The 16,305-nt window shown below is 66.9% G+C and carries 13 protein-coding genes; 7 read left to right on the top strand and 6 right to left on the bottom strand.

Annotated elements, in window-relative coordinates; genetic code table 11:
• Nucleotides 1–159 precede the first annotated feature (159 nt).
• Entirely contained in the window at nt 160–897 is a 738-nt protein-coding gene (locus AC07NY_RS07735) for a superoxide dismutase (protein ID WP_494583701.1), read from the top strand.
• Between the two features lie 113 nt (nt 898–1,010).
• On the opposite strand, the gene AC07NY_RS07730 is transcribed toward AC07NY_RS07735, so the two are convergent.
• From AC07NY_RS07730 to AC07NY_RS07705, 6 genes are all read right to left on the bottom strand, one after another.
• On the bottom strand, nt 1,011–2,234 hold the full coding sequence (locus AC07NY_RS07730) for an MFS transporter (protein ID WP_494583000.1): 1,224 nt from the start codon (nt 2,232–2,234) through the stop codon (nt 1,011–1,013).
• 171 nt (nt 2,235–2,405) lie between these two features.
• Complete coding sequence (locus AC07NY_RS07725) at nt 2,406–3,893, bottom strand: M81 family metallopeptidase (RefSeq protein ID WP_494582998.1); 1,488 nt, start codon at nt 3,891–3,893, stop codon at nt 2,406–2,408.
• A 40-nt stretch (nt 3,894–3,933) separates the two neighbouring features.
• Complete coding sequence (locus tag AC07NY_RS07720) at nt 3,934–4,779, bottom strand: ABC transporter permease (protein WP_494582997.1); 846 nt, start codon at nt 4,777–4,779, stop codon at nt 3,934–3,936.
• Nucleotides 4,776–5,708 carry an ABC transporter permease gene (locus AC07NY_RS07715; protein WP_293809060.1) on the bottom strand — a complete coding sequence of 311 codons (933 nt, stop codon included), beginning with the start codon at nt 5,706–5,708 and terminating at the stop codon, nt 4,776–4,778. The genes AC07NY_RS07720 and AC07NY_RS07715 overlap by 4 nt, the downstream gene beginning before the upstream one ends.
• 31 nt (nt 5,709–5,739) lie before the next feature.
• Nucleotides 5,740–7,299 (bottom strand): ABC transporter substrate-binding protein, encoded by a 1,560-nt coding sequence (locus AC07NY_RS07710; RefSeq protein WP_494582995.1) that lies wholly within the window; start codon nt 7,297–7,299, stop codon nt 5,740–5,742.
• 61 nt (nt 7,300–7,360) lie between these two features.
• The gene (locus AC07NY_RS07705) at nt 7,361–8,239 is read right to left on the bottom strand and encodes a MurR/RpiR family transcriptional regulator (RefSeq protein ID WP_492288252.1); all 879 of its coding nucleotides are present in this window, start codon (nt 8,237–8,239) and stop codon (nt 7,361–7,363) included.
• A gap of 141 nt (nt 8,240–8,380) precedes the next feature.
• Between AC07NY_RS07705 and AC07NY_RS07700 the strand changes: the two genes are divergently transcribed.
• From AC07NY_RS07700 to AC07NY_RS07675, 6 genes are all read left to right on the top strand, one after another.
• Nucleotides 8,381–9,658 carry an NAD(P)/FAD-dependent oxidoreductase gene (locus tag AC07NY_RS07700; RefSeq protein ID WP_494582993.1) on the top strand — a complete coding sequence of 426 codons (1,278 nt, stop codon included), beginning with the start codon at nt 8,381–8,383 and terminating at the stop codon, nt 9,656–9,658.
• A 166-nt stretch (nt 9,659–9,824) separates the two neighbouring features.
• Complete coding sequence (locus AC07NY_RS07695) at nt 9,825–11,462, top strand: methyl-accepting chemotaxis protein (RefSeq protein ID WP_494582991.1); 1,638 nt, start codon at nt 9,825–9,827, stop codon at nt 11,460–11,462.
• Between the two features lie 127 nt (nt 11,463–11,589).
• Nucleotides 11,590–12,054 carry a chemotaxis protein CheW gene (locus AC07NY_RS07690; protein WP_494582989.1) on the top strand — a complete coding sequence of 155 codons (465 nt, stop codon included), beginning with the start codon at nt 11,590–11,592 and terminating at the stop codon, nt 12,052–12,054.
• Entirely contained in the window at nt 12,054–13,319 is a 1,266-nt protein-coding gene (locus AC07NY_RS07685) for a CheR family methyltransferase (protein ID WP_494582988.1), read from the top strand. Before AC07NY_RS07690 ends, AC07NY_RS07685 begins: the two co-directional genes overlap by 1 nt.
• A complete protein-coding gene (locus tag AC07NY_RS07680; protein WP_494582986.1) occupies nt 13,319–14,014 on the top strand; it encodes a chemotaxis protein CheW in 696 nt (231 codons plus the stop codon). The genes AC07NY_RS07685 and AC07NY_RS07680 overlap by 1 nt, the downstream gene beginning before the upstream one ends.
• A complete protein-coding gene (locus AC07NY_RS07675; protein WP_494582984.1) occupies nt 14,011–16,278 on the top strand; it encodes a hybrid sensor histidine kinase/response regulator in 2,268 nt (755 codons plus the stop codon). Before AC07NY_RS07680 ends, AC07NY_RS07675 begins: the two co-directional genes overlap by 4 nt.
• Nucleotides 16,279–16,305: the final 27 nt, after the last annotated feature.

Here is a 16,305-nt window from a genome sequence, read left to right as displayed (position 1 = left end):
TCGGCGTGCACGCCGGGATTGCGATATTGCCCTAGGGTCAACGGCCAGGCGCGTCCGTGCTATAGCTGCAGCGATCGACGGCGGACCCGCAACGGGCAACGCGCGTTGAGCCAGAAGCCAACTCGCCCGAACGCTTTCCGGAGGAATTCCATGACCGTCATTTCCGCCGTCTCCCGCCGTGGCCTGATCGGCCTGGGCGCCGCAGCGCTCGTCGTCGCCGCCGCGCCGCGGGTTTGGGCGCAGGCCGCAGCCCCCGCAGCGCCGACCGGCCCGTTCTCGCTGCCGAAGCGCGCCTATGAGGCCAATGCACTGGAGCCGCATATCGACGCGGCGACGATGGACATCCACTACAACCGGCACCACGCGGCCTATGTCGCGGCGCTGAACAATGCCGCCAAGGACAACGGCGTCATCGCCAAGGCCTCGGTCGCCGAGCTCATCGCCGATCTCGGCCAGCTCCCGGAGAGCATCCGTACCCTGGTCCGCAACAATGGCGGCGGCCATGCCAACCACAGCATGTTCTGGGAGATCATGGCGCCGGGCGCCGGCGGCGCGCCGACCGGCGAGGTCGCAGAGGCGATCACCCGCGATCTCGGCGGCTTCGACAAGTTCAAGGCCGATTTCGAGGCGGCAGGCCTGCGCGTCTTCGGTTCGGGCTGGGTCTTCGTCACCGTCGACAAGGCCGGCAAGCTCGCTTTGCTCGGCAAGCCGAACCAGGACAGCCCGATCATGGACAAGCAGCTGGTCCTGCTCGGCAACGACGTCTGGGAGCACGCCTATTACCTGAAGTACCAGAACCGCCGCGCCGACTATCTCAAGGGCTGGTGGAACGTGGTCGACTGGAAGAAGGTCAACGAGCGCTACGCCGCTGCCAAGGCTGGCAAGCTGGCGCTTTGATGACACGCGTCATTCTCGGGCGAAGCAAGGCTTCGACCCGAGAATCTCTCGCAGGATAGGGCGCCCCCCTCCAGAGATGCTCGGGTCAAGCCCGAGCATGACGGCGCGTTGCGCTAATGCCCGACCTTCGCGCCGCCCGTCCCCTCGCTGAGGCGCGGCAGGAACCAGGCGAGTAGCCCCATCAGCGGGATGAACGAGCAGATCTTGTAGACCGCCTCGATGCCGAGAATGTCGGCGAACTCGCCGAGCAGCGCCGCCGCGAGGCCGCCGAGCCCGAAGGACAGCCCGTAGAAGAAGCCGCCGACCAACCCGACGCGGCCGGGCAAAAGCTCCAGCGCGTAGATCAGGATCGCGGCGAAGGCGCTCGACATGATCAGGTTGATCACGATCGTCAGCACGCCGGTCCAGAACAGGTCGGCATAGGGCAGGATCAGCGTGAAGGGCAGCGCGCCCAGGATCGAGAACCAGATGATCTTGTTGCGGCCGATCCGGTCGCCCAGCATGCCGCCCCCGAGTGCGCCGACCGCTGAGGAGGCGAGGAACAGGAACAGCATCACCTGCGAGTTCTGGATCGAGATGCCGAACTTGCCCATCAGATAGAAGGTGTAGAACGACGAGAAGCTCGCCGAATAGGCGTTCTTCGAGAACAGCAGGATGATCAGGATGGTGATCGCGAAGGCGACCGAACGCTTGCCCGGACGGGCCGGCGCCGCGCTCGCCGCCGCAGCCTTCGGCGGCCGCGCCCTGTCGAGCCGCGCATAGCTTGCTGCCGTCCAGACCATCAGCATCATCGCGACCAGCGCCGCGACCGAGAACCAGGCGAGGCTGCCCTGCCCGCGTGGCACGATGATGAAGGCGGCGAGAAGCGGCCCGAGCGCACCGCCCGTCTGGCCGCCAACCTGGAAGATGCCCTGCGCCAGGCCATGCTGGCCGCCGGACGCGTTACGCGCCATGCGCGTCGCCTCCGGGTGGAAGATCGAGGAGCCGATGCCGACGCAAGCCGCCGAGAGCAGCAAGAAGCCGTAGCTGCCGGCATAAGCGAGGCCGATCAGCCCCGAGAGCGTGAAGCCCATGCCGACCACCATCGAATAGGGCATCGGGTGCTTGTCGGTATAGAGCCCGACCGCCGGCTGCAGCAGCGAGGCCGAGACCTGGAAGGTCAGCGTGATCAGGCCGATCTGGCCGAAATCGAGCCGGTAGGCTTCCTTGATGATCGGGTAGATCGCCGGGATCAGCGACTGGATCATGTCGTTGAGCAGATGCGTCACGCTGAGCGCGATCAGCACCGGCATCATGGCCCGTTGCGGCAGGGAGGCGGTCGGCGCGCTGGCGGTCATCTGGGCTAAGTCCCGCGGCATCTCCGGCAGGCCGATTCCCGCCTCGTGACGCGGTCGAAGGCTCTAGAGGATCACCGGCACGGGCACAATTTCGTAAGCCGGCGCCACGGCATTGCGTTCACCGCATGGGCCGATGGCGGGCGCCCCGGACGAAGCGCCCGCGTTGCAGGCTCACGCCACCTTGTCGAGCGGATAGAGCGGCCGGCGGACGCGGCGATAGGGCAGCTTGCTAAGATCGGGCGTGCAGAGCGCACCGCTGTCGCAGACGGTGACCTTGCCGGCGATCGGCTCGAAGGCGGCGCGGAAATGCTGCATCGACTTCAAGCCGACGACGCGCTTCGCCGCCGGGTCGATGCCGAACGCGCGGAACTGCTGCAGGTCGTTCATCTGGGCGCGGATCGTCGTGACGAGAATCTCGATATCGCCGACGCGCAGCACGGCGCAGGGGCCCCAGCTCGCCTGCAAGCCGCCGATCATCGGGCCATCGCCGGTATAATCGCCGTCGCTGACACTGACGAGCGTGCCGGTAAGCTCCAGCGGCCCGCCGCCGATCTCGGGATCGACCTTGCCGCCGAGCCTGACCGAGACGGTCGAACCCGGCTTGCCCTTGCGCAGCGCGGCCGCGACCTCGGGATCGACCATCGGCCCGAAACAGGCGTCCTTGAGATCGGCATCGATCATGCCCTTGAGCAGGCCGGTCGCGTCGCCATAACCGCCGCCGCCGGGATTGTCGGCGTAATCGGCGATGATCAGCGGGCCCTTCGTCGCGACGTACGACTTCGCCTCGTTGACCGCATCCTCGACCGAAAGGAACGGCGTCACCACGTCGAAACGGCGCTGCCACATGTCCTCGACCATCGCTTCGGCGAAGGCCTGGTGCCGCTCGCGGTCGCCTTCGCAGGTGACGAGCACGGTCGGCCCGACCTCGCGGATATCGGCATTGCCGAAACCGCCATTGACGCTCACGGCGAAGACGCCGGCCTCCTTCTCATAGGCCTTGGCCTTGGCGATGCGCTCGACCATCGGGCCGATGTCGGTGCGCCCGCCATTGACCTCCTCCAGCATCGGCCGCTCGGCGCGCAAAGTCACCGGCTTGATCTCACCTTTCAGTGTCCGCTGCATGATGCCTGCCGCGAGCTTGCCGATCTCGCGCATATCGACATGCGGATAGGTCTTGTAGGAGACGACGATGTCGGCGAGATCGGTCATCTTGCGGGTGACATTGGCATGGGGATCGAGCGTGATGCCGATCGGCACGTCAGGCCCAAGCACGGCGCGGACGCGCTCCAGCAACTCGCCCTCCCCGTCCTCGCAGAACTCCGTGACCATGGCGCCGTGCAGGCCGAGCAGCACACCGTCGATCTTTCCCGCATGGGCCTTTGCGGCCTCGACGATGACGCCGGCGATCCGATCGAAAGCGTCGCGCGTCACCGGGCCGGAGGGCTGGGCGGCAGCGCTGATCGCGTGGATGACGTTCCACCCCGCCGGGCGACCGATATCGAGGAAGCCGGCGATCGGCGTATTGGCCTCGGCCCGCGCGGCGATCGCGTCCTCGCCGAGCTTGATGCCGCGATCGGTGAAGGCGGCGTAGTCGGCCGGGCAGCGGCTGAAGGTATTGCTCTCATGCGAGAACTCGGCGGTCAGGACGGTGAAGCTCATGGCGTTCCTCTGGCTGCTTTCGCGAGTTGTTTGGGGGAGTTCAGCCGTCCCGCAGCGGGCGGCGGATATCGAGCGCCTCGATCAGCGCATCGCCGAACAGGTTGATGGCGATGACGGCCGTGGCGATGACGAGGCCGGGGAAGATGATGATCCAGGGCGCGATGAAGATCTGCGCCGTACCGGAACTCATCATCGCTCCCCAGCTCGGGACGGGCGGCTGCGCGCCCAGCCCGAAGAAGCCGAGCGTCGCCTCGAGCACGATCGCATCGCCCGTCGCCAGCATCCCGGCGACGATGACCGGCGTCATCGCGTTGGGCAGGAGATGCAGGAAGAGAACACGCCCCGGCCGGGCGCCCGCCGTCACCGCAGCATCGACGAAGAGCTCGCCCTTCAGCGCCATCACTTGCGCCCGCGTCAGCCTGGTGAATTGCGCGAGATAGGCGATCGCGATGGCGATCGCCGTCGAATGCAGCCCGGGCCCCAGGATCGCGATCAGGATCAGCGCCAGCAGGATTTCGGGGAAGGACCAGGTCAGGTCGACGAAGACGGTGACGACCTTGTCGAAGATGCCGCCGAAATAGCCGGCGGCGGCGCCGAGCGTCGCGCCCATCAGCACCGAGAGCGCGATCGAGAGCACGCTGACGCTGAGCGAGGTCCGTGCGCCCTGGATGATGCGCGAGAGCAGGTCGCGCCCGAACTCGTCTGTGCCGAGCCAATGCGCGGCCGAGGGAGGCGTGTTGGCCATGGATAGCTTCTGCGCGGCGTAATCATAGGGCGCGATCCAGGGCGCGAAGATCGCGCAGAGCACGAGCGCGAGCAGGAACAGCGCGCAGATGGTGCCGCGCGGCGAACGAGCCAGCCGGCCGACGAGAGAGGAGCGGCTCATCGGGCACCCATCGCTTCACGCAACCGCGGATCGAGCGCCGCCTGGGCGAGATCGCCGATCAGCGTGCCCAACATCACCGCGATCGCCAGCATCAGCAGGCAGCCCTGCACCAGCGGGTAATCACGCTGGCCCAGGCCCGTGATCAGCAGCGAGCCGAGCCCCGGCCGGGCGAAGACATACTCGACCGTGACCGCGCCACCCAGGATCCAGCCGATGCGCAGGCCCAAAATCGTCATCACCGGCAGCATCGCCTGCTGCAGGATATGGCGGAGCTGGATACGCCAGAACGGAACGCCCTTGGCTTGCAGCACCCTTACGAAATCCCGCTGCGAGATTTCGACCATGGCGGCGCGGGTGACGCGGGCGATCAGCGCCGTGCCGCCGATGCCGATGGTCAGCGCCGGCAGCACCAGCGCATCCCATGTCCGCGCGCCCGAGACCGGGAACCACTCGAACTGCACGGCGAACATCAGGATCATCAGCAGCGCGAGCCAGAAGCTCGGCAGCGTCGATCCCAGCAGGATGAAGCCCATCACCGCCCGGTCGAACAGGCTGTCGCGGAAGGAGGCCGCGAGCACGCCCGTGACGATCCCGACCACCGTCGAGAAGATCAGCGCCGTGCCGCCGAGCGCGAGGCTATGCGGCATGTTCTCGGCGATGAGCTGGGAGACCGGCTGGCGCATCACGATGGCATCGCCGAAATCGCCGGTGACGACCTTGGCGAGCCAGCGCCCGTACTGGACCAGCAGCGGCTGGTCCAGGCCGTAGCGCGCGATCATCTGCGCCCGCTGCTCGGGCGAGGAGCCGACCTGGATCAGATGCTCCAAGGGGTCGCCCGGCACGAGATGGATGATCATGAAGATCACCAGCGAGACGGCGAGGAAGACCGGCACCAGCATGGCGAGGCGCCGGATCGCGAAGCGCAGCAAGGATCGATCTCCCGCGTAAGTTCGTCCCGGCTCAGTTGGCCGGGGCGATGTCGATCATCGACTGGCTGGAGAAGCCGATGCCGCGAATCTTCTCGGGCATCACGACGCGCTTGCCATAGGCCAGGCTCTGCACCGGCTGGTAGATCGGCGCGAACGGGTACTGCGACAGCACGTACTCATGGTACTTCGTGAAGTTCGCGACACGCTCGTCCCAGGTCTTCGACTTGTTCATGGCGATGTCGTTGAGCTTCTCCGCCTCGGGATCGTTGAACATCGAGACATTGGGGTAGCCCGCGCGCTTGGCCGCGAAGAACCAGTCGACGATATCGGCATTGGTCCACTGATAGGCGCGCACCGCGAGCTGGTGCTCCGTCTTCTTGCGGTACTGCGCATTGATCGAGCCGGCATCGACGATGCTGATATCGGCCTGCACGCCGACGGCCTTGAGCTGCGCCTGGACGATCTCGGCGAGTCGCTTGAACTCGGTGCCGTTCTGGGCCCAGAGCTTCACCTCGAGGCGCTTGCCGTCCTTGACCCGGATGCCGTCGGCGCCGGGCTTCCAGCCGGCCGCGTCGAACACCTTCTTCGAGCGCTCGGGGTCGTAGGAGATCTTGTACTTGGGATCGACCTGCGACTCCTTGAGCGAGGAGATCAGAAAGGTGTCGGCGGTCTCGCCGTTGCCGCCATAGAGGCTGGTCAGGATTTCCTTCTGGTTGACGGCGAAGGCGGTCGCCTCGCGCACCTTGACGTCGGTGAACGGCTCGACGCTGGTGTTGATCGGCATATAGACCACCTCGTTGCCGGGGATGGTCACAAGCTTCACCGCCTTGTCGGCCTGGATGCGCGGCAGGAAGTCGGTGGGCACGTTGACGAGCACATCGGCGCCGCCGGTCTTGAGTTCGAGGTAGGCGGTCGATTCCTCGCCGATCTCGCGGAAGGTCAGCTTCTTGAACTTGGCCGACCCCTGGTTCTTCGACAGGGCGGAGGCCGATTTGTAGTCGTCGTTGCGGACGAGCACGGTCTGCTGGCCCACCGTGAACTGCTGCATCTTGTAGGGGCCTGTGCCGATCGCCTCGGTCACGCCGAACTTGTCGCCGAGCGCTTCATAGGATTTCGGCTCCGGCACGCACATGAAGGAGCTTGCGAGGTTGAACAGCAGGTTCGGGTCGGGATGCTTCATGTGGAAGCGCACGGTCAGGTCGTCGACGACCTCGACCTTCTCGATCGCCTCGACGGTGAAGGCGTTCTCGGTGCCCTTGAACTGCGGCACCCACCACTCGATCGTCTTGGCGTTGAAGGGTTCGCCATTGTGGAACTTCACGCCGGGCTTGAGCTTGAACGTCCAGAGCTTGCCGTCCGGGCTCGACTCCCAGGAGGTCGCGAGCTGGCCGTGGAAGCTCTGGTCGGCATCCTGCACCACCAGCCGGTCATAGATCAGCGTCGTCGCCGTGTTGAGCTTCGTCGCCTTGATCGGGTTGTAGGTCGGCGCGCCGACAAGGCGCGCGGTCATCACGAACGTGGCTTCCTGCGCCAGCGCCGTGGTGGCGGCAAGCGCCGACAGGCCCAGCGCCAGGAGGCTCCCCTTCATCATCGTCTTCATCCCGTTTCCCCTTTTGTTTCGAGATGCTGCGAAAGGCTTTGGATCGCGGCCGTCAGCCGAGCGGGCCGGAACTGTCCCCGACATGGCCGGTGAAGCGGCCGTAAAGCTCGGCCATCCGGTTCAGCCGCGCCTCGACCTGCGGGCCAAGCTCGACGAAGACCGCGTTGATCAGCAGGTTGCTCAGGCTCGCCATCTGCGCGGTCGAGTCCCAGAACAGGTTGAACTCGGTCGAGACGACCAGCATCTCGTCGACGAGCCCCTGCCCCCAGTCGCAGAAGGAATCGGTGATGAGCGTGGTCTTGATGCCCGCCGCCTTCGCCTGTTCGGCCAGCACCTTGGCCATGCGCGAATAGCGCCGCGCCTCGAAGATCACGAGGCAGCGCTCCTTCTCTCCCGACAGCAGCAGGTCCGAGAAATTCCCGGCGGCGAGATCGGCGAGATGCACGCCGTCGCGCAGATATTGCAGCTGGTTGGCGAGGTACTGCGCGAGCCCGCGCTCGGTCTGGAAACCCGTGACGTAAACCGACGAGGCCGTCGCCAGCCGGCGGGCGACGCGCCTCCACTCTTCGCTCTGGGCAAGTTCGTAGATGCGCACGAGCCCGGCGATCTCCAGCTGGAGGCTGCGCGCCAATTGATCGTCGCCGGCGAGGCTGCGCTGCTGGAAATCGCGCAGGCGGTCGCTGATCAGCCAGGGCCTGTCGCCGATCTCCTCGGCGAGATTGGCCTTGAGGTCCTTCAGGCTCTTGTAGCCGAGCGTCCGGCAGAAGCGCCCCACCGTCGGCTCGCTGAGCGAGACCTTCTCGGCCAGGCTCGCAGCCGTCTCGAAAGGCAGGCTCGCCATCTGCGCCAGCATATAGCTCGCCAGCGCCTTGTCGGCCCTGGAGCCGTTGGCAAGGCAAGCCTGCAATCTCTGGCGAAGCGTCTGCGACATCGGCACTCCCGCGCTTCAGGAGATCAAGAAATTTTTCTTTCAAACTGTCAAACGATTTTTATTTTCTTGCAAAACTGGTTCAATTGGGGCTCGGTTCGGCTATGCCCGATCTCGGGCCAAAGGGGATGGATTCGACTGGCGATGGCGACCGCGACAGGACAGGCCGATGTGATCGTGCTCGGCGCTGGCATCGTCGGCGTGAGCGTGGCGCTGCACCTGCAGGAGCGTGGACGGCGCGTGCTGCTCGTCGATCGCGGCGAGCCCGGCGCCGAGACCAGCCACGGCAATGCCGGGCTGATCGAGCGGTCCTCCGTCGTGCCCTATGCCTTCCCGCGCGATCTCGCGACGCTCGCCAGCCTGGCCTCCAACCGCTCGATCGCCGTGCGCTACCGACCGGCCGCGCTGCTGCGAATGGCGCCATGGCTCGCGCGCTACTGGTGGAACTCGGCTCCGAACCGGCTCGATAAACTGGGCCGCGCCATCCTGCCATTGATCGAGCGCTGCATCGAGGAGCACCAGCGCTGGACTCAGGCTGCCGGCACCGAGGCGCTGATGCGCAGCGAAGGCTGGATCGAGTTTTATCGCACACAGCGAGGCCTCGACCTCGCGACCCAGGGGGCAGCCGAACTCGCCGCCTATGGCCTCACCTATGACCTGCTCAACGAGGAGGCTCTACGCCGGCTTGAACCCGGTTTGCTCACCGGCAGCGTCTCCGGCGCCGTGCATTGGCGCGACCCCGTTACGGTCAGTGATCCCGGCGCGGTGACGCGCGCCTACGCTGCGCTCTTCGTCGCTCGCGGCGGCCTGCTGAAACCGGCCGACGCTGCCAGCTTGCAGCAAGATAACGGGACGTGGCGCCTCTCCGCCGATGGCGGGAACTGGCAGGCGCCCGAGGCGGTCGTCGCGCTCGGCCCATGGTCGAACGATCTCGTCGAGCGTTTCGGCTATCGCTTCCCGATCGGCTTCAAGCGCGGCTACCACATGCATTACGAGAGCGCCGCCGAAACGGCGCCGCAGCATCCGCTCTGCGATGCCCAGGCCGGTTTCGTGCTGACCGCGATGCAGCGCGGCGTCCGCCTGACCACGGGGATCGAGCTGGCCGGCCGCGACGAGCCTTCCGATTCCTGGCAGCTCGATCAGGCCGAGCGCATCGCGCGGCAGATCGTGCCGCTGGGCCGCCGCCTCGATGCCGAGCCCTGGCGCGGTGCCCGCCCCTGCCTGCCCGACATGCTGCCGATCATCGGCGCGGCTCCTCACCATCGCGGCCTGTGGTTCGCCTTCGGCCACGCCCATCACGGCTTCACGCTGGGGCCCGCGACCGGCCGCCTGCTCGCCGAGATGATGACCGGCGCGCCGACGCTCTGCGACCCTGCGCCCTTCGCGGCCGAGCGCTTCCTGCCTCAGGCCCGTGTCGCCTGAACCGGCGGGCGCCGCCGTACTCGTCCACAGCCTTCATTCGAGGCGTTTCCGCAACGGAGACGCAATAACTCCTCGCTAACGATGATCTGCGCACGCTTCGGCTCATGATCACGGCGGCAGCCGGCCCGGCGACCGCCGATAGCGCGCCGCGACGATGGATTGAGCGATGAAGAGCCTGACGATACGCCGCCGCATCCTGATCAGCTTCGCCGCGATTCTCGCGGTGATGTCCGCCATGGCCGGAGCCAGCTATCTCTGGTTCCTCCAGACCGAGCGGGAGGTGATCGAGGTCGAGACCAAGACCGTTCCTGCTCTCTATTACAGCGCGCAGCTGATGGTGGTCTGGGCGGATAGCAACCAGTTCGCCGGTGAGCTAGGGCGGGCGAACACCACGGCAGAGGTCAGCCAGGCCGCCGATGCGATCCTTGCCAACCGGGCAAGGCTGCGCGAGCTGCTCAAATCCTACGAGCGCACGGTCGACTCGGAGACGGACCGGCGCAACCACGCGGCTGCCTCGCAACTCATCGAACAATTTGCGGCGGCGGAGGATGCGATCCTGGCTGCCAGCAAGCAGGCAGCAGCGAAGGGGGAAACCTTCGATCAATCCGCCGCCGTCAAGCGTGATCTCGAACCGATCGGCGTAAAGGTCCGCAGCACGCTCCGCGGGATGGTCGATTTCAACAAGGCCGAAGCCGACGAATCGACCCGCCAGATCGTCACGATCGTCCGCGCCGCCGAGCTTGGCTTAATCGTCTGCTTCGCGATCGCCGTCGTCCTTGCGGTCCTCTGCGGCTACCTGCTGTTCCGGGCGATCACGGTGCCCCTCGGCAAGCTGCTCGGCATCGTCGACCACATGCGGCAGGGCGATTTCAGCGAGCGCCTGACGCTGGAGCGGCGCGACGAGTTCAGCACGCTCGCCGATGGCGTCAACGGCATGGCCGACGATCTCGCCGGGCTTATCGGCCAGGTCCAGAAGTCGAGCATCCAGGTCAACACCTCGATCACCGAGGTCGCCGCAACCTCGAAGGAACAGCAGGCGACGGCCAACGAGATCGCCGCCACCACGACAGAAATCGGCGCCACCGCCAAGGAGATCTCCGCCACCTCCAACGAGCTCGCCCATACGATGGACGAAGTCTCCGCCGTCGCCGAGCAGACCGCGACGCTCGCCAATGGCGGGCAGGCCGGGCTCGCGCGCATGGAGAGCACGATGCGGCAGGTGATGGAGGCCGCCGGCGCCATCAATGCGAAGCTCGCGATCCTCAGCGAGAAGGCCGGCAACATCAACCAGGTCGTAACCACCATCACCAAGGTCGCCGACCAGACCAACCTGCTCTCGCTCAACGCCGCGATCGAGGCGGAGAAGGCCGGGCAATATGGCCGCGGCTTCGCCGTGGTCGCGACCGAGATCCGACGCCTCGCCGACCAGACGGCCGTTTCGACCTACGATATCGAGCAGATGGTCAAGGACATCCAGTCGGCCGTCGCTGCCGGCGTGATGGGCATGGACAAGTTCTCCGAGGAGGTTCGCCGCGGCATGCAGGAAGTCCAGCAGGTCGGCGGCCAGCTCTCGGAGATCATCGAGCAGGTCCAGGGGCTGGTGCCGCGCTTCGAAGGCGCGAACGAAGGCATGCAGGCGCAGGCGACCGGCGCCGGCCAGATCAGCGAGGCCCTGTCCCAGCTCAGCGAGGCCGCGCAGCAGACGGTCGAATCCCTGCAGCAATCGACTCTCGCCATCGACGAGCTCAACCAGGTGTCCAGCGGGCTGCGCAACTCGATCTCGCGCTTCAAGCTGCGCGCCTAGAGCATTTTCAAGCGAAGTGGACACCGGTTCGCGTGAAGAAAATGCGACAAAACAAAGGCTTGGGGTATTTCTGCGGTTCGAAGAAGCGCGAAATGCCCCAACAAGAAGGGCGGAACGGAACCGCGCGATGCTGTTTCTGATGTTCCAGCTAGGACAGGATCGCTACGTGCTCGATACCGGGCAGGTCGAGGCCGTGCTGCCGCTGCTCGCGACCAAGCAACTCCCCGGCGCCCCCAAGGGCGTCGCCGGCGCGATCAATTATCGCGGCCGGGCCGTGCCCGTGGTCGATCTCGCCTTGCTGGCGCTCGGGCGCCCGGCCGAGCCGCGCCTGAGCACCCGCATCATCCTGCTGCGCTATCCATCCGGCCTCGGCAGTGACGATCTCCTCGGCCTCCTGGTCGAGCAGGCTGTCGAGACCATCGAGCGCGATGCGGCCGATTTCACCACATCCGGCGTCGAGGCCGGCATGCCGCCCTATCTCGGCCCGGTCGCGAGCGACGAGCGCGGGCTGATCCAGTGGGTCCGGGGCGAAGCCCTGCTCACGCCCGAAATCCGCGACATCCTGTTCCGTCAGCAAGCGACGGAGCCGTGATGGACGAGACCGCTCCGATCCGGGATTTCGAGAAGCTGCTCAGGGAAACCATCGGCCTGAGCATGGAGACGGTCGGCGCCTCCGTGATCCGCCATGCCCTGAAGCGGCGGATGACCGCCTGCGCGATCTCCGATCTCCACGCCTATTGGGCTTTCGTCACGTCGAGCCCGGCCGAACGGCAAGAGCTGGTCGATGCCGTCATCGTCCCCGAGACCTGGTTCTTCCGCGATCGCGAGGCCTTCGGCGCGATGGTCCGGCATCTGCGCGAAAACCGGACGGGTAATCGCCCGCTGAAGCTGCTCAGCCTGCCCTGCTCGACCGGCGAGGAGCCCTATTCCATCGCGATGGCCCTGCTCGATGCCGGCTTCCCGGATGGCAGCTTCCAGATCGACGCGATCGATGTCAGCAGCCGCAACCTCGTCCATGCCGAGCGTGCGATCTACGGCAAGAACTCCTTCCGCGGCACGGATATCGCCTTTCGCGATCGCTATTTCGAGGCTGCGGAGGGCGGCTTCAGGCCGCACGGCATCGTCCGCCGGCACGTCCGCTTCCGCCTCGGCAACGTCCTCGCCGCGGCGACGCAAGCCGGGCAGGAAACCTACGATGTCGCCTTCTGCCGCAACCTGCTGATCTATTTCGACCGCGAGACGCAGGGAACGGCCCTGACCCGGCTCCGGCAGATGCTGGCCGATGACGGCCTGCTCCTGGTCGGTCCGGCCGAATCCGGCCTGCCGGTCCTGTGCGGCTTCGCCTCGGTGCGCTTCCCGCGTGCCTTCGCCTTCGTCAAGGCAGCCGCCGCACGCGTGAAGCCGGCCGAGCCGCCAGTCGCGCGAAAGCCGAGACCGGCTGCCGTGAAAGCAGCCCCCTTGCCGCAGGCGCCCAAACCCGCGCCTCGCCCCTTTGCGCAGAAGGCCGCTTCCGTCCAGCCATCCGCCCCCTCGCCCGACCAGGCAGCTGCCAGCCTGACCGAGATCGAGCGCGCGGCCGATGCCGGGCGCCTGACCGAAGTGAGCGCAGCGGCCGAACGCCATATCGCCGAGTTCGGTCCGTCGCCCGATGCGTTCTACTGGCTGGGGCTCGCTCATGACGCCGCCGATGCGGTCGAGGACGCCATGCGCAACTACCGCAAGGCGCTCTACCTCGCGCCTGACCACCAGCGAGCCCTTGCCCAGCTCCGGCTGCTCCAGCAGCGGCAAGGCGACCATGGCGCCGCCAAGGCCCTCGCTGACCGGCTCGACCGGCTGGCCAAGCGGAGCGGCACCTGATGTCGGCCGAGAACGCCCCGATGACGACCGAAGGCATCGACGAGTGCTGGCGCGAGATCGGCGTCAGTGGCGACCGTTCCTGTCCGGAGCTGGAGGAGCAGCTCCACTGCCGCAACTGCCCGACCCATGCGCAGATCGCCCGCAAGCTGCTCGACCGCCCCCTGCCGCTGGGTTATCGCGACGAGTGGACACGGCATTTCGCCGGGCGCGACGAGAAGGCCCCCGAAGGCGAGGAGATCGACAGCGTCCTGATCTTCCGCATCGGCGAGGAATGGCTCGGCTTGCCGGCCGCGATCTGCCGCGAGATCGCCGAACCACGCCCCGTCCATTCCCTGCCCCATCGCCGCAGCGAGGCCGTGCGCGGCATCGTCAACGTTCGCGGCGAATTGCTGATCTGTGTTTCGCTCCAGGCCCTGCTCGGCATCGGCGGGGCAGCCACCTCCCGTGGCACCGATCGCATCGCCGTCTTCCCGCGCTTGATCGTCACCGGCGAAGAGGCCCGTCACGTCGCTTTCGAGGTCGACGAGGTCCATGGCCTCCACGCCTACCGCGCCCATGAACGCAGCGCGGTTCCGGCAACGGTCGGCCGCTCGGCGGCGAGCGTCGTCGAGACGATGATTCCGTGGGAGGGCCGCGCCGTCGGCTGCCTCGATGCAGGCCGCCTGCTCGGCCTGATCGACCGGAGCATCGCATGAGCGGCGAGGACCTCAGCGACCTCTCCATGCTCGAGCTGTTCCGGGCGGAACTGGCGGCGCAGTCGCAGGCCTTCACGGCCGGCCTCCTCGCCCTCGAGCGCGACCCGACCGCCGCCGTTCATCTCGAAGCCTGCATGCGCGCGGCCCACTCCTTGAAAGGCGCCGCCCGCATCATCGATCTCACGCCGGCCGTGCAGGTCGCGCATGAGATGGAGGAGTGCCTCGTCGCCGCCCAGCACGGCAAGCTCCGGCTCAACCAACGGCATATCGACGCGCTGCTCGCCGGGCTGGACCTCCTTGCTGCGATCGCTGCCGGCGCGGACGAGCCTGAGGCGCAAACAAGGAGCAAGATCGAGACCTTCACCCAGGTCTTGCGGCAGGCCACCGACGAAACGGAGGCGCCTGTGCCGAGCGCCTCTCGTGACGATGCTGCCGCCTCAGGCAACGCCCTTGCCACCGAACCGCCAACTCCCGCGGCGCCTGTCCTTGCGGACACCCCCGCCCTGACAGCGGATGGCGCGGCCGGCGAGCGCATGGTCCGGGTCACCGCCGACAGCCTGAACCGCCTGCTCGGCCTCGCCGGTGAATCGCTGATGTCGGCGCGCCGGCTGCGGCCGTTCAATGACGGACTGCTGCGGTTGCGGCGCGTCCAGGCCGAACTCGCCAAGAGCTTCGAGGATCTGCGCGCCGCGATGCCGGCCGATGCCGATGGTCGCGCCGCACAGGCCCTGGCAACCGCACAGCTGAAGCTGGCCGAGGGCCAGGCGCTCCTCGTCCAGCGCCTCGACGAGATGGACACGGTCGACCGGCGTGCGACCGATCTCGCCAATCGGCTCTATGATGAGACGCTGGCAAGCCGAATGCGGCCCTTCGAGGACGGCGTCCGGCATTTCCAGCGCAATGTCCGCGATATCGGCCGGGCGCTCGGCAAGACGGTGCGCCTCGACATCGTCGGCGGCGCCACCAGCATCGACCGCGACATCCTCGACCAGCTCGACGCGCCCCTCGGCCATCTCCTGCGCAATGCCGTCGATCACGGCATCGAGGGCCCCGAACAGCGCCGCGCCAACGGCAAGCCGGCCGAGGGGCTGGTGCGGCTGGAAGCCCGGCACAATGCCGGCCTGCTCCAGATCATCGTCTCGGATGACGGCGGCGGCATCGATATCGAGGCGCTCCGGCAGGCAACGCTCGCGCGTGGCCTCACCACGGCCGAGACGGTCTGGGATCTCAGCGAGGAGGAACTGCTCGAATTCCTCTTCCTGCCCGGCTTCTCGATGAAGGCGACGGTCAGCGACATCTCCGGCCGTGGAGTCGGCCTCGATGCGGTGCAGGCCATGGTCCGGCAGGTGCGCGGCCAGGTCACCATCGCCTCAGAGCCCGGCATCGGCACCCGTTTCCAGCTCCAGCTCCCACTGACGCTGTCGGTGATCCGCGCGCTCCTGGTCGAGATCGACGGCGAGCCCTACGCCTTGCCGCTCACCGCGATCGCCCGCGCCTTGCGGCTCCCGCGCGACAAGATCGAATTGCTCGAAGGCCGCCCGCATTTCCGCCATGGCGAACAGCAGGTCGGGCTCGTCACCGCCCATGAGATTCTCGGTCGGGGCGAGGCGGCAGCGGACGGGGCGGAGCTGGCGACGGTCGTCGTCGGCGAAGGCGACAATCTCTATGCGCTGGTCGTCGACCATTTCCTCGGCGAGCGCGAGCTCGTCGTCCGGCCGCTCGATCCGCGTCTCGCCAAGGTCAAGGATGTCAGCGCCGCCGCCCTGATGGATGACGGCTCGCCGGTCCTGATCCTCGATGTCGAGGACCTGATCCGCTCGATGGAGAAGCTGGTCTCGGGCGGGCGCCTCAGGACGCTGGAGCGCAGCGTGGCGCGCGCGGGCCAGAAGCGCCGCAAGCGCATCCTCGTCGTCGACGATTCGCTGACGGTGCGCGAACTGGAGCGGAAGTTGCTCGACCATCGCGGCTTCGAGGTCGAGGTCGCCGTCGACGGCATGGACGGCTGGAACGCTGTCCGTTCCGACACCTTCGACCTTGTCGTCACCGATGTCGACATGCCCCGCATGGACGGCATCGAGCTCGTGACCCTGATCAAGCGCGATCCCGGCCTGCGCAACCTGCCGGTGATGATCGTCTCCTACAAGGACCGCGAGGAGGACCGCCGCCGTGGCCTCGATGCCGGCGCGGATTACTATTTGACCAAGGGGAGCTTCCACGACGAAACTTTGATCCATGCGGTCGTCGACCTGATCGGCGAGCCATGAATCAGAGCATGCGCTGTGGGGGCGTTT

The organism is Allobosea sp. GW821-FHT09G06 (assembly GCF_059416005.1).
Note: the sequence above shows the minus strand (reverse complement) of the source record. Positions and strands in the feature narration are given on the sequence as shown.